Origin of the sequence: Acinetobacter sp. WU_MDCI_Abxb74 (assembly GCF_025513915.1) — a bacterium.
Lineage (GTDB): Bacteria > Pseudomonadota > Gammaproteobacteria > Pseudomonadales > Moraxellaceae > Acinetobacter > Acinetobacter calcoaceticus_C.
Map to the genome: position 1 here is coordinate 65,274 of NZ_JAHPRP010000012.1, position 22,295 is coordinate 87,568.

The 22,295-nt window shown below is 38.4% G+C and carries 23 protein-coding genes and 1 tRNA gene; 16 read left to right on the plus strand and 8 right to left on the minus strand.

Annotation, left to right across the window (positions count from 1 at the left end; genetic code table 11):
• The first annotated feature begins 5 nt into the window (after positions 1 to 5).
• A complete protein-coding gene (locus KTH84_RS16575) occupies positions 6 to 1,481 on the plus strand; it encodes an efflux transporter outer membrane subunit (RefSeq protein ID WP_262474300.1) in 1,476 nt (491 codons plus the stop codon).
• A gap of 62 nt (positions 1,482 to 1,543) precedes the next feature.
• Here KTH84_RS16575 and glyA read toward each other — a convergent pair whose 3' ends face one another.
• Complete coding sequence (gene glyA, locus KTH84_RS16580; protein ID WP_133972496.1) at positions 1,544 to 2,797, minus strand: serine hydroxymethyltransferase; 1,254 nt, start codon at positions 2,795 to 2,797, stop codon at positions 1,544 to 1,546.
• Positions 2,798 to 2,856: 59 nt separating this feature from the next.
• Here glyA and KTH84_RS16585 point away from each other — a divergent pair, with 59 nt between their 5' ends.
• Positions 2,857 to 3,018, plus strand: coding sequence for a hypothetical protein (locus KTH84_RS16585; protein WP_133972494.1), 162 nt, complete (start codon positions 2,857 to 2,859; stop codon positions 3,016 to 3,018).
• A 23-nt stretch (positions 3,019 to 3,041) separates the two neighbouring features.
• On the opposite strand, the gene KTH84_RS16590 is transcribed toward KTH84_RS16585, so the two are convergent.
• Positions 3,042 to 4,271 carry an alpha/beta hydrolase gene (locus KTH84_RS16590; protein WP_262474304.1) on the minus strand — a complete coding sequence of 410 codons (1,230 nt, stop codon included), beginning with the start codon at positions 4,269 to 4,271 and terminating at the stop codon, positions 3,042 to 3,044.
• 247 nt (positions 4,272 to 4,518) lie between these two features.
• Here KTH84_RS16590 and KTH84_RS16595 point away from each other — a divergent pair, with 247 nt between their 5' ends.
• From KTH84_RS16595 to KTH84_RS16645, 11 genes are all read left to right on the plus strand, one after another.
• Positions 4,519 to 5,205 (plus strand): 3'-5' exonuclease, encoded by a 687-nt coding sequence (locus KTH84_RS16595; protein ID WP_133972490.1) that lies wholly within the window; start codon positions 4,519 to 4,521, stop codon positions 5,203 to 5,205.
• A 148-nt stretch (positions 5,206 to 5,353) separates the two neighbouring features.
• The gene (locus KTH84_RS16600; protein WP_133972488.1) at positions 5,354 to 5,986 is read left to right on the plus strand and encodes a hypothetical protein; all 633 of its coding nucleotides are present in this window, start codon (positions 5,354 to 5,356) and stop codon (positions 5,984 to 5,986) included.
• A 99-nt stretch (positions 5,987 to 6,085) separates the two neighbouring features.
• Positions 6,086 to 6,162, plus strand: a tRNA-Arg gene (locus tag KTH84_RS16605).
• A 116-nt stretch (positions 6,163 to 6,278) separates the two neighbouring features.
• On the plus strand, positions 6,279 to 7,214 hold the full coding sequence (locus tag KTH84_RS16610) for an ABC transporter ATP-binding protein (protein WP_003650650.1): 936 nt from the start codon (positions 6,279 to 6,281) through the stop codon (positions 7,212 to 7,214).
• Positions 7,211 to 7,984, plus strand: coding sequence for an ABC transporter permease (locus KTH84_RS16615; protein WP_262474307.1), 774 nt, complete (start codon positions 7,211 to 7,213; stop codon positions 7,982 to 7,984). Before KTH84_RS16610 ends, KTH84_RS16615 begins: the two co-directional genes overlap by 4 nt.
• The gene (gene queF / locus KTH84_RS16620; protein WP_262474309.1) at positions 7,981 to 8,793 is read left to right on the plus strand and encodes an NADPH-dependent 7-cyano-7-deazaguanine reductase QueF; all 813 of its coding nucleotides are present in this window, start codon (positions 7,981 to 7,983) and stop codon (positions 8,791 to 8,793) included. The genes KTH84_RS16615 and queF overlap by 4 nt, the downstream gene beginning before the upstream one ends.
• 23 nt (positions 8,794 to 8,816) lie before the next feature.
• Entirely contained in the window at positions 8,817 to 9,467 is a 651-nt protein-coding gene (locus tag KTH84_RS16625; RefSeq protein ID WP_003650645.1) for a hypothetical protein, read from the plus strand.
• Positions 9,468 to 9,594: 127 nt separating this feature from the next.
• A complete protein-coding gene (gene rodA / locus KTH84_RS16630; protein WP_262474311.1) occupies positions 9,595 to 10,737 on the plus strand; it encodes a rod shape-determining protein RodA in 1,143 nt (380 codons plus the stop codon).
• A gap of 19 nt (positions 10,738 to 10,756) precedes the next feature.
• A complete protein-coding gene (mltB, locus tag KTH84_RS16635; protein ID WP_262474313.1) occupies positions 10,757 to 11,758 on the plus strand; it encodes a lytic murein transglycosylase B in 1,002 nt (333 codons plus the stop codon).
• A 289-nt stretch (positions 11,759 to 12,047) separates the two neighbouring features.
• The gene (locus KTH84_RS16640; RefSeq protein WP_003650639.1) at positions 12,048 to 12,659 is read left to right on the plus strand and encodes a septal ring lytic transglycosylase RlpA family protein; all 612 of its coding nucleotides are present in this window, start codon (positions 12,048 to 12,050) and stop codon (positions 12,657 to 12,659) included.
• A 570-nt stretch (positions 12,660 to 13,229) separates the two neighbouring features.
• Positions 13,230 to 13,679, plus strand: a complete 450-nt coding sequence (locus tag KTH84_RS16645) for a DUF962 domain-containing protein (RefSeq protein ID WP_133972478.1) — start codon at positions 13,230 to 13,232, stop codon at positions 13,677 to 13,679.
• A gap of 47 nt (positions 13,680 to 13,726) precedes the next feature.
• Here KTH84_RS16645 and KTH84_RS16650 read toward each other — a convergent pair whose 3' ends face one another.
• The 6 genes from KTH84_RS16650 to rpsB form a co-directional block, all read right to left on the minus strand.
• Positions 13,727 to 14,041 (minus strand): AzlD domain-containing protein, encoded by a 315-nt coding sequence (locus KTH84_RS16650; RefSeq protein WP_262474315.1) that lies wholly within the window; start codon positions 14,039 to 14,041, stop codon positions 13,727 to 13,729.
• 1 nt (position 14,042) lies between these two features.
• Positions 14,043 to 14,759: an AzlC family ABC transporter permease gene (locus tag KTH84_RS16655; RefSeq protein ID WP_262474317.1), complete on the minus strand. Its 717-nt coding sequence runs from the start codon at positions 14,757 to 14,759 to the stop codon at positions 14,043 to 14,045.
• 93 nt (positions 14,760 to 14,852) lie between these two features.
• The gene (locus KTH84_RS16660) at positions 14,853 to 15,677 is read right to left on the minus strand and encodes an AraC family transcriptional regulator (RefSeq protein WP_133972472.1); all 825 of its coding nucleotides are present in this window, start codon (positions 15,675 to 15,677) and stop codon (positions 14,853 to 14,855) included.
• Positions 15,678 to 15,782: 105 nt separating this feature from the next.
• Positions 15,783 to 16,271, minus strand: coding sequence for a DUF3465 domain-containing protein (locus KTH84_RS16665; protein ID WP_262474318.1), 489 nt, complete (start codon positions 16,269 to 16,271; stop codon positions 15,783 to 15,785).
• A gap of 65 nt (positions 16,272 to 16,336) precedes the next feature.
• Entirely contained in the window at positions 16,337 to 17,212 is an 876-nt protein-coding gene (gene tsf, locus KTH84_RS16670) for a translation elongation factor Ts (RefSeq protein ID WP_042897221.1), read from the minus strand.
• 138 nt (positions 17,213 to 17,350) lie between these two features.
• Complete coding sequence (rpsB, locus tag KTH84_RS16675) at positions 17,351 to 18,103, minus strand: 30S ribosomal protein S2 (RefSeq protein WP_003650626.1); 753 nt, start codon at positions 18,101 to 18,103, stop codon at positions 17,351 to 17,353.
• A 209-nt stretch (positions 18,104 to 18,312) separates the two neighbouring features.
• On the opposite strand from rpsB, the gene map reads away from it, so the two are divergent.
• The 3 genes from map (at position 18,313) to KTH84_RS16690 (ending at position 22,197) form a co-directional block, all read left to right on the plus strand.
• Positions 18,313 to 19,137, plus strand: a complete 825-nt coding sequence (gene map / locus KTH84_RS16680) for a type I methionyl aminopeptidase (RefSeq protein ID WP_042897223.1) — start codon at positions 18,313 to 18,315, stop codon at positions 19,135 to 19,137.
• Positions 19,138 to 19,343: 206 nt separating this feature from the next.
• Positions 19,344 to 20,438, plus strand: a complete 1,095-nt coding sequence (locus KTH84_RS16685) for an OmpW/AlkL family protein (RefSeq protein ID WP_262474320.1) — start codon at positions 19,344 to 19,346, stop codon at positions 20,436 to 20,438.
• A 412-nt stretch (positions 20,439 to 20,850) separates the two neighbouring features.
• Positions 20,851 to 22,197, plus strand: coding sequence for an MFS transporter (locus KTH84_RS16690; protein WP_262474321.1), 1,347 nt, complete (start codon positions 20,851 to 20,853; stop codon positions 22,195 to 22,197).
• Positions 22,198 to 22,295: the final 98 nt, after the last annotated feature.

The window sequence follows — 22,295 nt, forward strand, 5'->3', positions numbered from 1 at the left end:
ATTTGATGACAGCATTGAAACAAAAATGGTTAGTGTCCTCACTCATGAGCAGCCTGCTCCTTGCAGGCTGCTCATTGGCTCCGGAATATCAACCTGCAAAAGTCATAGTTCCTGTTAAATTTAAAGAATCTGACCAAAAACTTGAAGATAACAACTGGAAAATTGCTCAACCTGCCGATGCACAATCTCGTGGCGAATGGTGGCGTGTTTTTAATGATGCGCAGTTAAACGAACTAGAGCAACAAGCAATTGCTGGGAATCAGAGCCTTAAAGCCGCAGCAGCTAATATTCAGGCTTCACGCGCTTTAAGATCGGCTGCGCAAGCAGAACGCTTGCCTAGTATTGGTGCTGGCTTTGGACCGACACGACAAAAGCCTTCTCCTGCTTCATTAGGTTTAGATGAAAATGCTCATACATCTGCACAAACATTATGGCGTGCTCAAGCTAGTGTTTCATATGAACTTGATTTATTTGGTCGTATTGCCAGTAGCGTTAACGCAGCGACGGCCGATGTACAGCAACAAGAAGCTTTATATCAGTCGGCACTTTTAGCGTTACAAGCAGATGTTGCTCAAGGTTATTTTCTGATTCGTCAGTTAGACGCTGAACAAGCAATTTATAATCGTACTATTAAGCTGCTTGGCGAGACACGAGACTTAATTCAAACACGTTTTCGTAATGGTCTAGTCAGCGAGCTAGATGTTTTCCGTGCACAAACTGAACTGGCTACAGCCCAAACCAATGCGTTAAATATTGCTCGTAATCGAGCAAGTGCAGAACATGCGCTTGCAGTATTGCTAGGGAAAACACCAGCTGACTTCAGCTTAGCCGCTCAGCCATTAACTACAAACAGTATTCGCCTTCCAGCCGGTTTACCCTCTGCTTTACTTGAGCGGAGGCCAGATATTGCCGCCGCAGAACGCGCAATGGCAGCAGATAATGCCCGAATTGGCATTGCTCGCGCTGCTTTTTTCCCCAAGTTAGATCTGACAGGCGCTCTTGGCTATGAGTCATCAAGTTTAGGTGATTTAGGCAAATGGTCGAGTCGTACATTTTTGCTTGGTCCAGTCGCGGGTACAATCTTATCTTTACCGCTATTTGACGGGGGGCAGCGTAAAGCTGGAGTTGCTCAAGCGCGAGCAGCTTATGAAGAAAGCATCGCAAATTATAGACAAACAGTGCTGAATGCATTTCGTGAAGTTGAAAATGGTTTGTCCGATCAACGTATTCTTGATCAGCAAATTCAAGCTCAGAATCAAGCCCTCTCTTCTTCACGTCACGCAAATCAACTCTCACATTTACGTTATCGAGAAGGCGCTATCAGCTATCTAGATGTAATTGATTCTGACCGTACTATTTTGCAACAAGAGCAACTTTCTGCTCAACTTAATGGTAGTAGAGTCATTGCCAGTGTAGATTTAATCCGCGCATTAGGTGGTGGATGGCATAATACCGAGTCATCGGTAAAATCTAAAAGTTAATTCTCACATAATTAACTTGATATAAAAAAAGCGCCATATGGCGCTTTTTTTATATCTACAACTTATTGTGCATATACAGGGAATTTTGCACAAACAGTTTCAACTTTCGCTTTTACGTCAGCAATAACTTTTTCGTCACCTTTGCTGTCGATTACATCAGCAATCCAACCAGCAAGTTCACGAACTTCAGCTTCACCGAAACCACGAGTTGTTACCGCTGGAGTACCGATACGGATACCAGAAGTCACAAATGGAGAACGTGGGTCATTTGGAACTGAGTTTTTGTTAACAGTAATGTGAGCAGCACCTAACCAAGCATCAGCTTCTTTACCAGTTACGTCTTGTTTGATTAAAGATAACAAGAACAAGTGATTGTCAGTACCGCCAGAAACAACGTCATAACCACGAGCGATTAATACTTCAGCCATAGCTTGAGCATTTTTCACAACTTGTTGTTGGTAAGTTTTAAAGTCATCAGACATCGCTTCTTTGAAGCAGATTGCTTTAGCAGCAATCGCATGCATCAATGGACCACCTTGGTTACCAGGGAATACAGCTGATTGAAGTTTTTTCTCGATTTCTTCATTCGCTTTCGCAAGGATTAAACCAGAACGCGGACCACGAAGTGTTTTGTGAGTCGTAGTTGTTGTTACGTCAGCAATTTGCACTGGGTTTGGATATACACCAGCAGCAACTAGACCTGCAACGTGAGCCATATCAACAAACAGGTAAGCGCCAACTTTGTCCGCGATGTCACGGAAACGTTGCCAATCCACAACACGGCTGTAAGCAGAGAAACCAGCAACGATCATACGTGGCTTGTGCTCTAATGCTAAACGTTCAACTTCTTCATAATCGATCTCACCTGTTTCAGAGTTTAGACCGTATTGAACTGCATTATAAGTTTTACCAGAGAAGCTTACTTTTGCACCGTGAGTCAAGTGACCACCGTGAGCCAAGCTCATACCTAAAACAGTATCGCCTGGGTTAAGAAGCGCTAGATAAACAGCAGAGTTAGCTTGTGAGCCAGCGTGTGGTTGAACGTTTGCGTAATCTGCACCAAAAAGTTCTTTAGCACGATCAATCGCCATTTGCTCAATGACATCCACATATTCGCAACCGCCATAATAGCGTTTACCTGGATAACCTTCTGCATATTTGTTCGTAAGTTTTGATCCTTGCGCTTCCATCACAGCAGGAGAGCAATAGTTTTCAGATGCAATTAACTCGATATGTGCTTCTTGACGCTCACCTTCAGAAGCAATTGCTTGAGCTAATTCTGGATCAAATTCAGAAATGGAAATATTGGCAAACATTAGCGGGGGTCCTATAAGTAGGGCTTTTAAGCCGTGCTAAGATTGCGACATATTGTAGCATGAAGTTTATAATTAAACAGAATCAAGTTAGCTCAGTTTTAAATAAAAATGGCTCAAGTTTTATAAAAAATGAGCCATTGTTTATAAATCAATTAAAAAGCTCGCTTAAAGCTTATATTTTTAAATTTCCCATCATTAACTTTATCTTACAACATTGTTAAAAATACTTTAAATATCAATAGCTCTATTGCGCTGTTAGTAAAATTTGAACATTGCCAACAATGTTGTCCACATTACTACTCATTGCTGTCCCATGGTCCCAGTTACCCGTCACATAACTATTAATTTTATTACCTACTACTGTGGCATTAGATATCAAGATATCCGTTGCTACTTTAGGTACTGTGGTATCGCCCAACCCTTGATAAATAATGATTGGTGTAGTGACTTTGGCTTGTAGCGGCTGCGAATCTTTATCTAAAAAGGTTTTAACTAACGGTACGGCCATAAAATTAGGCTGTGTGCGTGTGTAGTCATCCAGTGTTCCATTATGTTTTGTAGCATAATCTGTCATGTCAGCTCCAAAGGCTTGCCCCAATGGTCCAGAACAAATCGTTTCTGCTTGTGCTGCAATACCTGAGATTTGCGAAGTAAATACTTGCCCATAATCAAAGCTCGGCTGTGTGTTACGCATCCCTGCTGTAACCAAAGCTGTATATGTATTAAGTTGTGCATACATTGGGATCTTTTTATCCAAGGTTGCATTCGCAACAGATTGCTCTCCAGCAATTAAAATAAAACCCAAATTAGAGGCTGGCGCTACCGCTACCGTACCTTTATAGTCTAGCTGCGCACGACTCGCATATTGCGCAGCACCCAGCGCAGCATGCCCACCTTGTGAATGCCCTACTGTCATCCATTTTTTTGACGTTAACAAATTACGTTGTGTTAAGTAGTTACGCGCTGCAACCACAGCATCTGTAATTGAAAAGGCCTCGCTTTTAACATTTAAAAATGGGTGGATTCCTGGTGTCCCCAAGCCTTCATAGTCAGGTGCTACAACAACATAACCTGCTGCAAGTAATTTACTAATTAAATCTTTTGTACTGTCTGCTAAAGCGGCTTTACTTGGCGCACAAGCATCTGCAACACCTGTGGTTCCATGTGCCCAAACCACAATTGGCCAACCACCTACTGGTGGCGGTGTATTTGGTGTGAATACTAGACTAGTTGCCTGCACTTCTTGTCCACTTTGGCCCAACATTTTATAAGTCAAAATACTACTTTCAGCAGCAACTGATCCTAAATTGGTACTTGTGTAAGCATCAACTTTAACAACTGGATTTTGAATATTATTGTTTGGAGTACCTGATGGATCAACAATTGGTGAGTCATCATCACTGCTCCCTCCTCCACAGGCGACTAAAAATAAACTCGTGCTAAGAACGCTCGTCATTAATAGTTTCATTTTCATTGCTATATCCCTTAAATTCCATTTTTGTTGTGCTTTAGTTTTTTAATCAACATTTTAAATGTCTTAAAAAGAATTACGCCTAATCTTTATTTTCCGCAAGTTATATTTGATGAAAATATACACTGAATATTCTAATTTTTTAATCTAAATTACCCTTGTAGACTGCTTTCTATATTACTTCAGGTTTTAAAGTGAATAGCCAGCTGTTACCATTCATAACTATTCGTAATTGTTTGAAGGGCCAAATATGCAAGCCATTATTTTAGATACAGAAACTCATACACTAAATGGTTTGCCTATTGAAATTGCGTACGCCCCGATTGAACTTAATGGAGGCAAGCTCACCTTAGATAAAAGCAAATTGTTTGATCAGCTCTATCAGGTCGGTGCCCCTATCTCTTATGCTGCGATGGCAGTACACCACATATTAGAAACAGATTTAGAAAACCAGCCACACTATAAAACCTTTAAATTGCCAGAAAGTACGACTTATATTATTGGTCATAATATTGATTACGATATTGCCGCGATTGCTCGTTGTGGCGTAGATGTATCGAATATTAAACCGATTTGTACTTTAGCTTTAGCGCGCAAAGTTTGGGCAGATGCAGAAGCTCATAATATCTCAGCACTGATCTATATGATTTCTCAAGGCAGCAGTAAAGCTCGGGAAATGCTTAAAGGTGCTCACCGTGCCGATGCCGATATTATTTTAACTGCTAATATTTTGATGCATATTGTCTATCATTTAAATATTCAAGATATTGAAGAGCTTTACCGAGTTTCTGAAGAAGCACGTATCCCTACTACGGTTAACTTTGGTAAACATAAAGGCACAGCAATTGCTGAACTTCCTAAAGACTATATTCAATGGTTATTACGCCAAGATGAGCTTGATGTCTATCTTCGCAAAGCATTAGAAAGTGCCTTTTAATAATTTAACCAAATGATATTTATAGATTATTCATCATATTGTCATTTTTAGGTTTTATTGTTAACCCCATTTATATTTTATTAAAAACAGTACTGTTCGACTCAGAAGATTGAACAGTCTGATTTATTTTTTATATTGGGGAAAAGTAATGGCTGGTTTTTATAGAACCAATTTGGGAAGAGTTGCGCTTCAACAACGCAATATTGTTTTAAATGCAAAACAAAGACGTTTATTACTATTAATAGACCATGAAGATTTTCAAAACTTAAATGGTGAATTTAAAAAACGTATTGCATCTCCAGAACTGATTCAACAGCTTATTGAATTAAAACTTATTGCCCCAATTGCTTCTACCGAAACATCTACTGGTGAAGAAATTATTTTTAAAACATCAGCCATAAATAAAGTAGAAGAAAATCAAAAAGAATCTGTTGATAGCTCTATGCCGCATTCCGCTCATCTTGTTGGAGAAATCCAGCTTTCCGAGCAAAAAACTTTAGATCAGCCCAGTACTACATATTTTCAACCAGTAATATCTTCTGAGGCTCTTTCTTTCGAAGAAATACAACAGTTAATGATAAAAACACTTGCCGACCATTGTGGGCTTATGACTAAACCGCTTATTTTAAAAATAGAGAAAATTACAACAATACAAGAGCTTAAAATATGCCAAATACAATGGATTACCAGTTTGCAGGAATCACGTATTTCTCCTAATCAACTTGCCCACGCCTTGCATACAATTAACTATTCAATTCGGCTTATTCAACAAAGCATATAAATATTAAAGAAAATGCTGTTTAATTAAGCATTAAACTCATTTTGCATGTATTTCATGCTTTACCTGCAAGTGTTTTTTTCCTATGATGTGCCCCAGCATGCGCTCGTAGCTCAGTTGGATAGAGTACAGGTTTCCGAAACCTGGGGTCGTGGGTTCGATCCCCGCCGGGCGCACCAGCTTTTATATAATAATTTCTAAATTTATCTTAATTTTATAAAATTCCGACTATTTTACTTGGTTTATTAATCATTATCGCTCAAAATATACCCCTCTTTCATAATGTGAGAATTTCATGACTGATGCTTTGGTTTTAAGAGATTTGTCCAAAACATATCGTAATGGTTTTCAGGCGTTAAAAGGTATTAACCTCACTGTGCCTGAAGGTGAATTTTATGCGTTGTTAGGCCCAAATGGTGCCGGCAAATCAACAACCATTGGTATTATCAGCTCGCTCACGAAAAAAACCTCAGGAACAGTTGAGATTTTTGGGCATAATCTTGACACTCACCCATCCCTAGCAAAACAGCAGCTTGGCGTCGTTCCTCAAGAATTTAACTTTGGTCAGTTTGAAAAAACATTCGATATTTTAGTCACTCAAGCTGGCTATTACGGTATCCATAAAAAGATTGCAGAAAAACGTGCCGAACATTATTTAGAAAAACTCGGTCTGTGGGAAAAACGTAATATACAAGCGCGTATGCTGTCTGGTGGAATGAAGCGTCGTCTGATGATTGCCCGTGCCATGATGCATGAGCCTAAACTTCTTATTCTAGATGAACCTACTGCGGGTGTAGATATCGAATTACGCCGTTCTATGTGGGATTTTCTGACCGAAATGAACGAAAGCGGTACTTCTATTATTTTAACGACTCACTATTTAGAAGAAGCAGAAATGTTGTGTCGTCGCATTGCGATTATTGACCGCGGTGTAATTAAAGAAGACACCAGCATGAAGAGCTTCCTGAATCAGCTCAATGAAGAGTCATTTATCTTCGATTTAGCCGAACCGATTGGGCCGCTCCAGTTAAACATTATTGGTGTCAAGTTCAACTTAATTGATAGCAATACTTTAGAAGTAACGATGGATAGAGCACATACATTGAATGACCTATTCCAGCTATTAGAATCTCAAGGTATTCGTGTTCATAGTATGCGTAATAAATCGAACCGTTTAGAAGAATTATTTGTCAAAATGGTCGAGAAAAATCTTGAAGGAGAGGCAAAATGAATTTTAGCCAACTGCAAATTGCTCTCTGGACCATCGTTCGTAAAGAAGTACGCCGTTTTCTACGCATTTGGCCACAAACCTTATTACCACCGGCAATTACAATGAGTTTGTACTTCGTCATTTTTGGTAATTTGGTTGGTTCACGCATTGGACAAATGGGTGGCGTGAGCTATATGCAATTTATTGTGCCTGGCTTAATTATGATGGCTGTCATTACTAATAGTTATGCCAACGTGTCTTCCAGTTTCTTTAGCGTAAAATTCCAAAAAAGCATTGAAGAACTCATCATGAGTCCTGTGCCACTACATATTATTTTGTGGGGCTATGTGATTGGTGGTATTTGCCGTGGGGTATTGGTTGGTACAATTGTGACTGCAATGAGCATGTTCTTTACTGACCTTTTCATACATAACTGGTTCGTAACTATATATACAGTCTTAATTACTTCGGTTCTTTTCTCATTAGGTGGTTTTATTAATGCAGTCTATGCAAAATCATTTGATGATATTTCTATTATTCCAACCTTTGTTCTTACACCTTTAACCTATTTAGGTGGTGTGTTTTATGCCATTAGTGCACTTGGTCCTTTTTGGCAAAAACTTTCTTTAATTAATCCTATTGTTTATATGGTTAATGCTTTCCGTTTCGGCATTTTAGGTCATAGTGATGTGAATGTTTCATTCTCTTTAATCATTGTGACATCATGCTGTGTTCTACTTTACGGAATTGCTTACTATTTACTTGCTCGTGGTTCAGGAATGCGTGAATGAGTGTCGAACAGTCCTTATTGGGGAAAGAAACCCAATATCCAACTAATTATCAACCTGATGTTTTATTTCCAATTGCCCGTGCTCAGTCTCGTGAAAGCTACTCGCATATTGAAGGCATTACCCAAGGTAAAGATTGGTGGCATGTTTTTGAAATCTCATGGTTAAATGCTCATGCTATCCCGCAAGTTGCAATTGGCAGAATTACACTGCCCGCTTCTTCGCCAAATTTAATTGAGTCAAAATCATTAAAACTTTACTTCAATAGTCTTAATTTCACTCAGTTTGATTCTAAACAAATCTTCATTGAAACTGTTGAAAAAGACCTATCGGCGGCAGCGGGTGCAAAAGTTGAGTTAACCCTATTTCAGGTTGATGATTTAGAGATTTCTAAACCTCAAGGCATTTGTATCGATGACCTTGCTCCAGAACGTTTAGAACAACATCCAGATGCGACCCTTTTAAAACGAGATGAGGCTGGTGAAGAAGTTGAAATTGAACTGTATTCTCATCTTTTGAGAAGTAACTGCCCAGTCACGGGACAGCCTGATTGGGGTACAGTTTTTATCCGTTTTAAAGGCAAAAAACCTTGTTATCGTAGTGTTTTAGCTTATATTATCTCGTACCGTCAGCATAACGGCTTTCACGAACAGTGTGTCGAGCAGATATTTGCCGATATTTGGCAAAATCTAGAGCCTGAAAAGCTGATGGTTTATGCAACTTATACTCGTCGCGGCGGACTTGATATTAACCCCTGCCGAGTATCGGATCTTTCATGGATGCCAAAACCGATTCGATTGGCACGACAATAAAACGAATAATTTGAGGATACACCATGCCGTTTTTTGGTTTTACCCCTTCTGAAGGCTTATTAAACGATATGCAAACTGGAATTGCGAATAAAAATTCTAGTGAACCTTTATATCCACTTCGCGATAAGATTGCTTTACAACTGAATGAAGAAATTATTAATAATGTCTTAATTAAGTTAGTTCAGCATTTCCCTGCAAGTGAAAAACGTGATACTGCCGAAAAACTAGCAGGCTATGTCAAATCAACTGTTGCTGTTCTTTTAAAGCAATTGTTAAGCAAAGCGCCAAATGATGTGGTTAAACAGTCAGTAGAATTTTCTGAAAAAAGCTTATTTAAAGACCCACAAGGCCAATATAAAGTAGGCGTAAATTTAGATGCAGGTTTAGTGACTAACCTTAAGCATAACTTTGCTGAGCTTGAAGCTGGCAATGATATTAATAAAGCCGCTTTAGCTGAATTATATAAACAATTCGGCGATGCCATGATCAAACACTTCATGTCTGATTTTAATAAAACATTAGACCTTGGCATGATCAAGCGTAAAGCAGCCGACATTGGTGCAGCAGCCGTAACAAAAGCTGTTCACATTGCAATCGATAAACTGATTCCAAGCTTAAATCGCACTGAACTGAAAGCGATGGCTGAATATCATGATGGCCTATTCTTTAACTAATAAAAAATAGACTATCGGAAACCTAGCGCGAGCTAGGTTTTTTTATTGCAAAATATTGATATACATTGCCATTAACCAGGTTTATGTTAGCATGCGCCAAGCACTGATTGACCTTAGTTAACGCCGCATGTCTCCTAGCCCACAATATAAATTTTTACGCCAAGCTCCTCGAGATGGTCTTAGCACCGCTATGCAACCATCAAAGTGGCAACAACTCCATGTTGACCCTTGGTTATGCCTATTTCTGCTCTTAAATGCTTTATTAGGTTTAACCGTACTATATAGTGCTTCTGCACAGGACGTAGGGTTAGTGAGTAAACAAGCCATGAGTTTTGGTATTGGCTTTTTAGTTATGTTTGGTCTGGCCCAAATTCCGCCCAAGGTCTATCAAGCTTTTTCACCATATTTTTATTTGTTTGGCTTATTTTCACTTGTGGCAGTCATGGTGTTTGGTGAAGTCCGAATGGGTGCTCAGCGCTGGATTGATATTCCCGGTGTCGGAAGTGTCCAACCCAGTGAGTTCATGAAAATCGGCATGCCCATGATGGTTGCATGGTTCTTAGCACGAAAACCCCTTCCCCCTAGCTTTTCACAAGTTGTTTTATCATTAATATTAATTGGTATTCCTTTTTTATTAATTGCAGAACAACCAGATTTAGGGACTTCCGTGTTAGTGCTAGCAAGTGGCATATTTGTCTTATTTTTAAGTGGACTATCATGGCGTATGATCGGTGCCGCAGGAGCTTGTGCTGCGGTCATTATTCCGATTGCTTGGGAATTTCTTTTACACGACTATCAACGCCAAAGGGTTTTAACGTTGCTTGATCCAGAGGCAGATGCGCTCGGTACAGGTTGGAATATTATTCAATCTAAAACTGCAATTGGTTCTGGTGGTTTTTCAGGTAAAGGATTTCTTGAAGGAACTCAATCACATTTGCACTTTTTACCCGAAGGTCATACCGACTTTATTATTGCTGCGTATTCCGAAGAATTTGGGCTCATCGGTGTACTTATTTTAGTTATTCTTTATTTTGCTATTATTTTTAGAACATTCCAAATCGGTTTACAAAGCTTCCATAACTATGGACGTTTAGTTGCTGGCGCCTTTGGTTTGTCTTTTTTTGTTTATGTATTTGTAAATGCGGGAATGGTCAGTGGTATTTTACCTGTAGTAGGTGTTCCTTTACCTTTTATGAGTTATGGCGGAACAGCTATTATTACTTTAATGGCCACTTTTGGTTTAGTCATGTCCATTCATACACATCGATAATCTGGAATTTAAAAACGATATGTTGTCTCAACACTTAAACAAAACTTTAAAAATGCTCGCTTTGTGTACTGGTTTAATCAGTACAAGTCATTTCGCTCAGGCCAACGATTTTGCAACACATCCTGATTATGTAAATTTTAAACAAAAAACCATGAGCGCTTATGGGTTAAGTGGCGATCAGGTTGATGCGGCCATGAATGGTGCAAAAAATTTACCAAACATTCTAAATATTATGACTCGCCCAGGGGAAAGTAAACCTTGGTATGACTATCGTTCTATGTTTTTGGTTGAAGGAACAATTCAACGTGGTGTCCGTTTCAAAAACCAATATACAGATGCTTTAAACCGTGCTGAACAACAATATGGTGTACCTCAGGCTGTCATTTTAGGTATTTTGGGTGTTGAGACAGGTTATGGCGCGAATAAAGGTTCTTTTATTACACGTGATGCCTTAGCCACACTTGCTTTTGGCTACCCTCGCCGCGCTGAATATTTTGGTGATGAGCTAGCTGCCCTTATTGCATGGACTTATAAAGAAGGCTACCCAACAAATAGTATTGTAGGTTCATACGCAGGTGCAATTGGCTATCCACAATTTATGCCGAGCAATATTAGTAAATATGGTGTCGATTATGACGGTAATGGGCATATCGACTTAAGAAACTCTGCGGAAGATGCAATTGGTTCAATCGCAAACTACTTAGCAAAACAAGGATGGCAACGCGATCAACCTATCGGGTTTATGGCACGTTACACGGGATCAAATCCGGAAAGTATTATTGCTAAAGATTTAACTCAGCCTTTTCCATATGGTGCATTAAAGACACTAGGGATTTCACCCTTAAATCCTCTAGTTAAAATTGATGATCTGGATATGGTGAATGTTATTCAATTACAAGACTATAACGGTCCAATTTACTATTTAACTTACCCGAATTTCCAAGTAATTACGACCTATAATAAAAGCCGTATGTATGCGACTGCTGTATGGTTATTAGGCACTGAAGTGGCTAGCCGATAGGCTAGCTTTTTTATGAGTTATGTAAAAGTCAATAAATATTTTTGTTAAATAGATCACAATATGCACAAATTTAATATTTTGTTACACTTTTGATTATTTTTTAACCCAGAACTGTAAGTTTTTGCCCTTTTTGTAACGATTTCTCGTTAAAGACTAGACACTCTCCGTAAGCGATGAATATTATCCACCCCAATGTAGCAATTGCAAAAGTGAATAATCAGACATGTTCACTTTAAATTTCAGCCCATAGCTGAAAGAAAAAAGTACATGTTCTCAGGAGTTTATACAAATGCAGTTATCGCTGAAATACGTTCTTGCACTGACGGCTAGTTTAAGCATGGCCCCATTGCACGCTGAAATGGTGCAATCATCATCATTAAATAGTGATGTAGATGGCTCTAATTTAGCAGCTCGTGTATTGAGTAAAGATACTCAAAATTTTAATTCTCGTTTTTCTAACATTAACAGTCTTTCAATCACTGAACGTTCTGGCGATCAAATCCGTCGTCAAGCGATCGCAGCAAAAATTGAAATCCCTGAAGATGAGCCTTCAGTGATTGAAAAACTTAACACAGTAGCTTCAAACACTGTTCGTAAGTTTAGCCAAACTGGCATGGCTTCATGGTATGGTCGTCAATTCCATGGACGCAAAACAGCAAGTGGTGACACATTCGATATGAATGCTCTCACTGCTGCTCACCGTAGCCTACCATTGAACTGTTACATCCGTGTAACCAATAAAGACAATGGTAAAAGTGTGGTTGTAAAAGTAAATGACCGTGGTCCTTTCCATGGCAATCGTGTACTTGACCTATCATACGGTGCAGCTAAACGTCTTGGTATTACCAATGCTGGAACTGCAAAAGTAAATATTGAACGTGTTGATGGTCCAACTTCATAAGTTATAGCCTCTAGAGTTCATGTAAAAAGCCGCAATTTTTTATGCGGCTTTTTTATGTTTTAAACTATAAAAATAATTTCTAGCTTAGGCTTAAAAAATCCTCTTTTTTAACCCTTCTCCAACATCAAATTTGCATATTTTTCACACAAAAGAATATGTTTATTTTATCCAAGCTTATTTGGCTTCTAAATTGCGTTTAGAGCAACTTTATTAAATTTAAGCTACCCCAGTACCATTTTTCTAAAATCAGGGCTATTTATGGCGTTTTTAGAGTAGATGAGTAGAGCTTTTTCATACAATTTTCCCACTCATCTCAAAATTACACTTTTTTTGATGATTTCATCATCTAGCAACCTATAAAAAATATTCTGAAATATTGCATCGTTCGCAAGGTTACATTGAGTACTTTTTCAATAACCAGAACATTAGGTTTTTCTCATGCTTTTTTAACCCCCCTATTGCGAGGTTTCTATAGTTCAATATTATCGGTTTCTTGTCGAATTCCCCCAGAACAGGCTAAAATACACTCAGAAAAAATAAATCAAAGTTAAAACAAGGAGTGTGCCATTAATGAAATCCATTACAGAGTGGTTTGATGAATATAGCGAAAGCCATCAAAACCCAACCAATAAACAAATTCACTGGCTCTGCGTTCCTGCCATTTTATTTTCTATTATTGGAATCATTGCCCATTTCAGCACTTTACTCACTGCTCTATTACTTGTACTGACTCTCGTATTTTATGCACGTTTAGATCTTGTACTTGCTGTTGCAATGGCTGCTTTACTGGTCGTTATGGCGTGGCTCATTTACACCCTACCCGTAGGAGTAGGATTTTATATCGCTATTTTTGTGGTTGCTTGGGTCGGACAGTTTTATGGACATAAAATCGAAGGCAAAAAACCATCTTTCTTTAAAGATTTACAATTTCTACTGATTGGACCGGTTTGGTGCATGGATGCCTATCTAGGAAAAGTCTTACCTAAATGGAAAAGCAGACAAAAACACGCTCTTTCCTAACTGTTAAATTAAAGCTGGATCATCTCGATTCAGCTTTTTACATTTTACTAATTTATTAGAAAATTTATAAAATAGAAAAAAACTAAACTAGTGATAACACTTAAAAGTACTCTTTTTAAATAAATAGAAATCACAAGACAAAAGATTGCTGCATAAATATAAGGATTATCTACAATTCCCTTTAAATTATCGCCATCGAAAAAAACAACTGGAATACAAATTGCTGTTAACAAACAAGGCGCAGAATAATTAAGCATTTTATTCATAACAACAGGCAGTTTAACTTTAACATTCGGTTCTAAAAAATAATAACGATTAAAAAAGACGATTGCTGCCAAGCCTAAAATCATAAACCAAGACATATTACTGCTCCTTACCTATTTTTTCAGTTAACACAGCAACCAACATCCCTATTAACCCTGAAAGTAAAATCGCCCCTTCAACTTGATAAAATTTAAAGAAAAACCCACTTAAACAAGTCACTAAAATACCAGCGACTACTGGCAACCCCTTACATAACGGCACTATCATGGCAATAAAAATAGCCACAATTGAAAAATCTAAATGATAATTTAATAAATTAGGAATCACTGTTGCCAAAAGTATTCCTACCAAGCTAAACACTACCCAGAATAAATAAAAAGATAGACCTGCACCCAACAAATATTCTGGCTGTCTTTTTTCACCAGATGCACACACCGCAAATAATTCATCTGTTAATAAAAAGCCTAAACTTAACCGTTTCGAAAGAGGCAAAATAGAAATGTCATTTCTTAAAGTTAATGCATAAATAAAATGCTGAGCCGTTAAAAAGAAAATAGTCACATAAATTGTAAAAGCGGATGCGCCTTCCATTACCATGCTTAAACTAACTAATTGAGCTGCTCCAGCAAAGATAATTCCTGACATCGCAAGTGCTTTATAAAAAGATAAACCTGCATGAATTGCCATAGAGCCTGCTAAAATTGCCCATGGAATGACAGAAATTGACAACGGTAAAATATCCATTGCGCCACGTAAAAAGAGATAGGATGGCTTATTTTTTGGAAACCCAACCGACTGATTAAGCTGAATATTCATATATAAAATCCAATATAAGAAGCATCTCTACAACATGCTTGATGAAGGCCGACTTATATTGAATAAAATTGCTGTAAATAATTTTTTAATAATTTAGTTATTTAAACTAGCTACATATTGAGTTGGTGTCACTCCCATAGCTTTTTTAAAGTGGCGATTAAAATGACTTTGATCAGAAAAGCCACATTGCTGCGCCACCATGGCAATTTGGTCACCCTGTTTTAATAATTGCCTTGCTTTTTGTAAGCGTGCTTGCACAAGCCATGCATGAGGTGGCAAGCCCACATATTTTTTAAATTGTCTTAAGAAATGCCATGCGCTCAATCCCACCATGTTAGCCAGATCTTGCAAAGAAAAATTCGTTTCAGGCATCTCTACTAGTAATTCTTTAACTTTTAATATTTTGGAATATGCCTCTGGTAACTCACAAAAAGTGTGATTTGATTTACCATGTCGTTTCATTAAACAGGCTAAAGTAGACAAATACATTGTTTCTTTTAACAAGAAATTATCTTTTTGTTCTAATAAATCAAAAAGTAAACAAAGTTGTTGAGCCAAACCCAAGTCACGAATCACAGCTTGAGGAAACCATGGTGCCCCACGTGAATTTTCAAAAAAATCTTGGCTGACTTCTGCCAACATTTCAGGTGTAGGGTAAATCGCCCGATATCGCCAACCCGACTCAACAGCAGAGGAACCCGTATGAATCTCGTCCGCATTTACTAAAATAATATCGCCTTTGGGAGCCACATGTAGCTGGCCCGTCCGAAAAAAAGACTGTGCTCCCTCTTCAATCACACCGATACAATACCCTTCATGAGTATGCTTCGAAAATTGTGTTTGGTGATAATGTGCTTTTAGTAACTCTAAACCGCCCAGCTCTCGCACATGCAGATAATCGGCTTGCTCCCGCTGCATAAATACGTCTCATCTATTCAATAAAAAAACCATAGCATGTTTTAAGAAACTGAATAGAATAAAATTGCTCTATAAAAAACAATATTTTTATTCGTTTATTTGGCTTTATTGATAGATTTGCCCATCATGTTTGAGCCAACCGCTTTCATGACGAGTTTGTGGATCACGATGTGTCCAGTGTAATACACCACCTTTAGGGTTATATTCATATTCGCCATAAAACTCTACCACGTCACCTTTTTTCAAATTAGGAATTTCATTTGCTAAATCAATATTATGCGCGACTAAAATTGAAAGGCCATTTTTTAAAACAAGAATAAATTTCTGGTGTCTCGACCCATCATTATCATCTCTTAAAATTGCTTTTACTCGACCACTTCCCTGCACTTGAACATTACTTTGTCTCTGCTCATAAGCAGCTTTTATTGTGTCGACCTTATCATTGCTTGATAGTGTAGTTTCATTATGCTGAGCTTCGGGTATGGTTGATAATGGCGATTGATTCTGCTTATGCCCAGATAAATCCAGACCAAAATATGCAGCGATCAATAAAATAATGACACCACCAATACTAAGATTTTTTTTATTTATCATTATATACCCTCATTTTAGTTGAGATAAAAAAAGCCCCAAAGGGGCTTTTTTTATCGTGATACGAATTACTTCGCAGCAGCTTGAGCAGCAGCAACTTCTTCAGCGAAGCTAAGTTCTACTTTCTTCTCGATACCTTCACCAACTTCGAAACGTACGAAGTTAACAACAGTAGTACCAGTTGCTTTTAATACATCAGCAACTTTTTTGTCGTTGTCGATTACGTACATTTGACGATCAAGAGCAACTTCGTTCAAATATTTATCAACAGAACCAGTTACCATTTTTTCAACGATATTAGCTGGTTTGCCAGATTCTAACGCTTTCGCTTCAGCAATTTCTTTTTCTTTAGCGATAAGGTCAGCAGGAACAGCTTCAGCATTTACAGCAACTGGGTTGAATGCAGCAACGTGCATTGCAATACCTTTACCAGTATCAGCATCACCTGTATAAGAAACTACAACACCGATTTTTAAACCGTGTTTGTAGATAGCCAAGCTTTCGCCTTCAACGATTTTCGCGCGACGAACTTGGATGTTTTCACCGATTTTTTGAACAAGAGCAATACGTGCTTCTTCAACAGTAGCACCATCTTCAAGTTTCAATTCAGCAATTTTAGTCGCATCAGTTTCATTTGCAGCAAGTGCAGCAGCAGCAACTTTAGCAGAGAAACCAGCAAAGTTTTCGTCTTTAGCAACGAAGTCAGTTTGACAGTTTACTTCTAAAAGAATCGCTTTATTGCCTTCTTGAACGATTGTGATTGCACCGTCAGCAGCAATGTTACCTGCTTTTTTAGCAGCTTTTGCTTGACCTGATTTACGAAGGTTATCAATCGCTAATTCAACATCACCATTAGATTCTGTTAATGCTTTTTTGCATTCCATCATTGCAAGACCAGTACGGTCACGTAATTCTTTTACCATGCTCGCAGTAACTGCAGTCATGTTGTTCTCCTAAATACGGTAGAAAAATAAATCTTTTCAACAAAAACGGCCCAAAGAAACTCTGGGCCGTTTGCACTCTCGACGCTTAATTTGCCACCATTACATGTCGCAAAAATGACAAGCCTGCGTCAAAACGCATTAAGCCTCTGGAGCTTCTTTAGCAGCTTCTTCGCCTTTAGCTTGTGCATTTGCTTGTGATTGAGCATATTCTTTACCAGCAAGAATCGCATCAGCCATAGCAGAAGCATAAAGTGTAACCGCACGGATTGCATCGTCATTACCAGGAATAACGTAGTCTACGTTGTCTGGGTTAGAGTTTGTATCAACGATACCGATTACTGGAATACCAAGGTTTTTAGCTTCTTTAATCGCAATTGATTCGTGATCAACGTCAATTACGAATAATGCGTCAGGTAAACCACCCATGTTTTTAACGCCGCCTAAAGCACGTTCAAGTTTTTCCATCTCACGAGTACGCTCTAAAGCTTCACGTTTAGTAAGCTTAGCAAAAGTACCATCTTGAGATTGAGTTTGAAGATCTTTTAAACGGTTGATAGATTGGCGAAGTGTTTTCCAGTTCGTCAACATACCACCTAACCAGCGGTGATCTACATATGGTTGACCAGCGCGTTGAGCTTGTTCACGGATGATGTTAGAAGCAGCACGTTTTGTACCAACGAACAAAACTTTGTTCTTTTTGCTTGCTAATTGGTTAGCGAAGTTCAAAGCATCATTTAACGCAGGAACAGTATGCTCAAGGTTAATGATGTGAATTTTGTTACGCGCGCCAAAAATGTATTGACGCATTTTTGGGTTCCAGAAACGTGTTTGGTGACCAAAGTGCGCGCCAGCTTGAAGAAGGTCACGCATACTTACGTTGTAATCTGCCATTTTCTATACCTTAAAGTTTGGGTTAGGCCTCCATATATCCGCATTCTCCACCCTTTTACAGGCACCCAGAGTAATGTGACGATATATGTGCGGATTTTTACCCCATCTATCAAAATTGTTCGTAAAAGATATTCACGAAAAGCATTTGATAAAATGGGCGGCTATTTATACCATAGACACTTGTAAATTACCAAAAGTTTTTAGAGATCATGAACAGTACTTATACAGCTCCACGTCGATTAATTAAAACTCCAGATGAAATTGAAAAAATGCGCATTGCAGGACGACTGGCGGCTGAAGTTCTAGAGATGATCAAGCCCCATATTAAGGCAGGTGTAAGTACACTTGAACTTGATACCATTTGCCGCAATCACATTGAAAATGTGCAACATGCTATTCCTGCCTGTGTCGGCTATGGTGGAGCTCCTGGACGCCCTGCTTTTCAGCACTCTATTTGTACTTCGGTTAACCATGTTGTCTGTCATGGTATTCCTTCTGAAAATAAAACTTTAAAAAACGGCGATATTCTTAATATTGACGTAACTGTGATTAAAGATGGCTATCACGGCGATACAAACATGATGTATGTCGTCGGTGGCGAAACTTCTATTTTGGCTAATCGTTTATGTAAAGTTGCTCAAGAAGCGATGTATCGAGGAATGGCAACAGTTAGAGATGGTTCATATTTAGGTGATATCGGCCACGCAATCCAAAAATATGTAGAGTCAGAACGCTTTAGTGTAGTGCGTGAATATTGTGGCCACGGTATTGGAACTGTTTTCCATGATGAGCCTCAAGTATTACATTATGGTCAAGCTGGTACAGGAATGCGTCTGGAAGCAGGTATGACTTTTACCATTGAACCTATGGTAAATGCAGGCGTATGGCAAACTAAACTATTAGGTGACAAATGGACTGTTGTAACGAAAGACCATAAACTTTCAGCTCAATATGAACATACTATTTTAGTGACTCAAACGGGCATTGAAGTTTTAACTGCGCGCCCTGAAGAAGACTTATCTCGCTTCAACTAATCATTTAATTACATTTAATAAAAGGCTACTTTATGTAGCCTTTTATTATTTATTATGTATTTTTAATTAACAAATATTGCCAAATATAAACAATTATTTCAAAAAAATTACAATTATTAATTTTTAATAAACAATCATTTTAATAAAACGCGGTATGGTTGGCTCAATAAAAATCAGTAAACAAATGCCGGACATGGAGTCCATTTATGATGAAAAAGTCATTATTTTGTATGACAGCTGCCTTTTTTGCTCTGCCAACAGTCACTTCCGCCGCCTCTCCATATTTTAGCTTAAAAGATGGTGATGGCTTCAAACGTTTTTCAGTCTCTGCTGGTCCCTTATATGTCAAGCCTACAGGAAAAGCTCAACCTTTTTTTGTGAATACCGCAGTGAAAAAAGGTGAACAGGCTAAAGTTGGTGATGTTTCCATTAAAACAGTTAAAGATAGTATGTCCAAAGATATGGATCCTAATTTATCTACGTTCTTTATAGATTTCTTGGATAAACTTGGAAGAAAGACTTTACCTGGAGAATTAAGTGGTAATGCGAATATTTATGGATTAGATCAATGGGATAATCCAGGTACAGGCTTGGAAGCGGATGATGTTACAACTTTAGGGATTATGACCAATTATTTTTTTACAGATAATATCTCGCTAGAAATAAAGGCCGGCGTACCTCCAAAAGTAGACTTACAGGGCAAAGGTAAAATTTATGCCCCACTAAAAGCCCAAGCTCATCCATCAATTGAACTTCCTGTAATTGGAGGAATTGGCTTACCTTCAATTGATTTAGAAAAACAAATTTTTATTACAGACCTTGAAGGACATGGCAGCGCCGCTTCAGCACGCGCCTGGACACCTGCCTTTGAGTTTCAATATCATTTCGGCAAAACTGGCGTAAATAAATTTAGACCTTATGTAGGCCTAGGTGTGATGTATGCCTATTTTAGCGAATTAGAAATGAACCCAGCGATTGAGAAAGACTTAGTCAATGCTGGTCATATGATCGTCAATATTAAAGATGGTAAAGCAGGTGCAGCTCTCGATCATTTAAAAAGCTCTGGTGACCCCAAAGTAGAACTGGAAGCATCTGATGCGATTGCACCTGTTGCGACCGCAGGCTTTACTTACGACTTTAATGACAAATGGTATGCCGTTGGCTCTGTCTCTTATGCCCATTTGAAAACAGATACGACCATTACAGTCAACGACGCTAAATACGGCGAATTAATCAATGCAAAAGCGGATATCGAAATTAACCCAATTCTAGGTTACGCCGGTATTGGTTATCGCTTCTAAACTCAGCTAGATATAAAGCTATAAAAACTTATGCACGTTTTTATAGCTTTCTTTCAATTTATTCCGCCTAGAAATTGCTTCTTTTTAAATCAAAATGCTAAAAAAATGAGCATTTTTTATAAAAACTATAGATAAACCAACCTTCTTACTCTCGTATTACTTCTCCTCCATTTTTCGTGATCTTTTTATTATTTTATATTCGCAAACTAACTCAATAAAATTAGAAAGTAATTTTTCCTTTTTAGTAAAATTCATTTTTTGGCACGCCCTTTGCTTTATTCATTGCATGATGAATCAATGTTGATTCAATGAATACACCAAGACGGCCAACGATGTCCGCTCTGATCGGTCTGCAGATAGGCAATAAATTGCCATGCAAATTAAAATTTCGTTCAGTTCAGGGGGACGGCGTATGTCTTCAAATGTAAATCTAGATGCAAAAAAAGCAACTGAGATTAAATTATTCAGTTTTTCAACTCCAGCAATGCGTGCCTTCCACATGACATGGCTCGCTTTCTTTGTTTGTTTCTTCGCATGGTTTGCGTGTGCACCATTAATGCCCGTTATTAAAGGTGAGTTTGGATTAACAAAAGATCAAATTGCCAATATTAATATTGCTGCCGTTGCTATTACGATTTTAGTTCGGCTTATTGTCGGACCACTCTGTGACAAATATGGTCCACGTATTACGTACACCACTCTCCTGTTAGTTGGCAGTATTCCCGTATTTGGTGTAGCTGCTGCCAATAGTTATGAATCTTTTCTGTTCTTTCGATTACTTATCGGTGCTATTGGTGCAAGCTTCGTAATTACTCAATATCATACAAGTGTAATGTTTGCTCCTAATATAGTCGGTACAGCAAACGCAGCTTCAGCTGGTTGGGGAAATGCTGGCGGTGGTGCAACACAAGCCTTAATGCCTTTGTTGCTCGGTGCAATTGTGATGTTTGGTGTTGAGCAAGCCATGGGATGGCGTGTGGCATTAATTGTACCTGGCGTAATGATGGTTATTGTTGGCATCCTTTACTGGAAATTAACTCAAGATTGTCCTCAAGGAAACTTTAAAGAAGTCCGCGCACAAGGTATTGAGGTTGGTAGTGGTAAAAAAGGTGGTACGGCAATTTTAATGCAAGCCGCTCGTAACTATCGTGTCTGGATTTTATTTTTAGCATATGGTGCAAGTTTCGGTATTGAGATTTTTATCCATAACGTTGCAGCAATGTACTATGTTGATCAGTTTAAAATGGATTTAAAAACGGCTGGGTTAACTGCAGGAATCTTTGGTCTACTGGCATTATTTGCTCGTGCTCTTGGCGGTATCATTTCCGATAAAGTTGCACTCAAGAAAGGATTAGATGGTCGCACGAAGGTACTTGTACTTATGATTGTAGGTGAGGGTCTATTCTTAATACTCTTCTCACAAATGAATGCTGTTGCGCTCGCAATTATTTCGATGACTATTTTTGCACTCTTTACACATATGGCGTGTGGAGCAACTTACGCACTCGTACCATTTATTGATCGTAATGCATTAGGTGGTGTAGCAGGAATTATTGGCGCAGGCGGCAATGTTGGTGCTGTCGCAGCAGGTTTCTTACTTAAAGGCTTACTTGATGTTCAAACTTGCTTGTTTATTTTAGGGGGGCTAGTTATGGTCGCAGGCTGTAGCGTAATTTTGATTCGCTTCACCACCGAACATAAAGAAAAGGAACAAGTTCTGTTTGAACAAGCATTACTTGAACGTAATTCCGCAGCTTAATTCTTATAAGAAGCAGAGATCAAAATGATTTCTGCTTCTTTAATTTTCTCATCATAAAATACGATCCTTACGAACTTTTTAATTCTTCTTAAATATTC

Bases quoted from the DNA above. Each gene is read 5' to 3' on its own strand.
- KTH84_RS16575 (WP_262474300.1), top strand. From the start codon at position 6: ATGACAGCATTGAAACAAAAATGGTTAGTGTCCTCACTCATGAGCAGC.
- glyA (WP_133972496.1), bottom strand. From the start codon at position 2,797: ATGTTTGCCAATATTTCCATTTCTGAATTTGATCCAGAATTAGCTCAA.
- KTH84_RS16585 (WP_133972494.1), top strand. From the start codon at position 2,857: ATGAAGTTTATAATTAAACAGAATCAAGTTAGCTCAGTTTTAAATAAA.
- KTH84_RS16590 (WP_262474304.1), bottom strand. From the start codon at position 4,271: ATGAAAATGAAACTATTAATGACGAGCGTTCTTAGCACGAGTTTATTT.
- KTH84_RS16595 (WP_133972490.1), top strand. From the start codon at position 4,519: ATGCAAGCCATTATTTTAGATACAGAAACTCATACACTAAATGGTTTG.
- KTH84_RS16600 (WP_133972488.1), top strand. From the start codon at position 5,354: ATGGCTGGTTTTTATAGAACCAATTTGGGAAGAGTTGCGCTTCAACAA.
- KTH84_RS16610 (WP_003650650.1), top strand. From the start codon at position 6,279: ATGACTGATGCTTTGGTTTTAAGAGATTTGTCCAAAACATATCGTAAT.
- KTH84_RS16615 (WP_262474307.1), top strand. From the start codon at position 7,211: ATGAATTTTAGCCAACTGCAAATTGCTCTCTGGACCATCGTTCGTAAA.
- queF (WP_262474309.1), top strand. From the start codon at position 7,981: ATGAGTGTCGAACAGTCCTTATTGGGGAAAGAAACCCAATATCCAACT.
- KTH84_RS16625 (WP_003650645.1), top strand. From the start codon at position 8,817: ATGCCGTTTTTTGGTTTTACCCCTTCTGAAGGCTTATTAAACGATATG.
- rodA (WP_262474311.1), top strand. From the start codon at position 9,595: ATGTCTCCTAGCCCACAATATAAATTTTTACGCCAAGCTCCTCGAGAT.
- mltB (WP_262474313.1), top strand. From the start codon at position 10,757: ATGTTGTCTCAACACTTAAACAAAACTTTAAAAATGCTCGCTTTGTGT.
- KTH84_RS16640 (WP_003650639.1), top strand. From the start codon at position 12,048: ATGCAGTTATCGCTGAAATACGTTCTTGCACTGACGGCTAGTTTAAGC.
- KTH84_RS16645 (WP_133972478.1), top strand. From the start codon at position 13,230: ATGAAATCCATTACAGAGTGGTTTGATGAATATAGCGAAAGCCATCAA.
- KTH84_RS16650 (WP_262474315.1), bottom strand. From the start codon at position 14,041: ATGTCTTGGTTTATGATTTTAGGCTTGGCAGCAATCGTCTTTTTTAAT.
- KTH84_RS16655 (WP_262474317.1), bottom strand. From the start codon at position 14,759: ATGAATATTCAGCTTAATCAGTCGGTTGGGTTTCCAAAAAATAAGCCA.
- KTH84_RS16660 (WP_133972472.1), bottom strand. From the start codon at position 15,677: ATGCAGCGGGAGCAAGCCGATTATCTGCATGTGCGAGAGCTGGGCGGT.
- KTH84_RS16665 (WP_262474318.1), bottom strand. From the start codon at position 16,271: ATGATAAATAAAAAAAATCTTAGTATTGGTGGTGTCATTATTTTATTG.
- tsf (WP_042897221.1), bottom strand. From the start codon at position 17,212: ATGACTGCAGTTACTGCGAGCATGGTAAAAGAATTACGTGACCGTACT.
- rpsB (WP_003650626.1), bottom strand. From the start codon at position 18,103: ATGGCAGATTACAACGTAAGTATGCGTGACCTTCTTCAAGCTGGCGCG.
- map (WP_042897223.1), top strand. From the start codon at position 18,313: ATGAACAGTACTTATACAGCTCCACGTCGATTAATTAAAACTCCAGAT.
- KTH84_RS16685 (WP_262474320.1), top strand. From the start codon at position 19,344: ATGATGAAAAAGTCATTATTTTGTATGACAGCTGCCTTTTTTGCTCTG.
- KTH84_RS16690 (WP_262474321.1), top strand. From the start codon at position 20,851: ATGTCTTCAAATGTAAATCTAGATGCAAAAAAAGCAACTGAGATTAAA.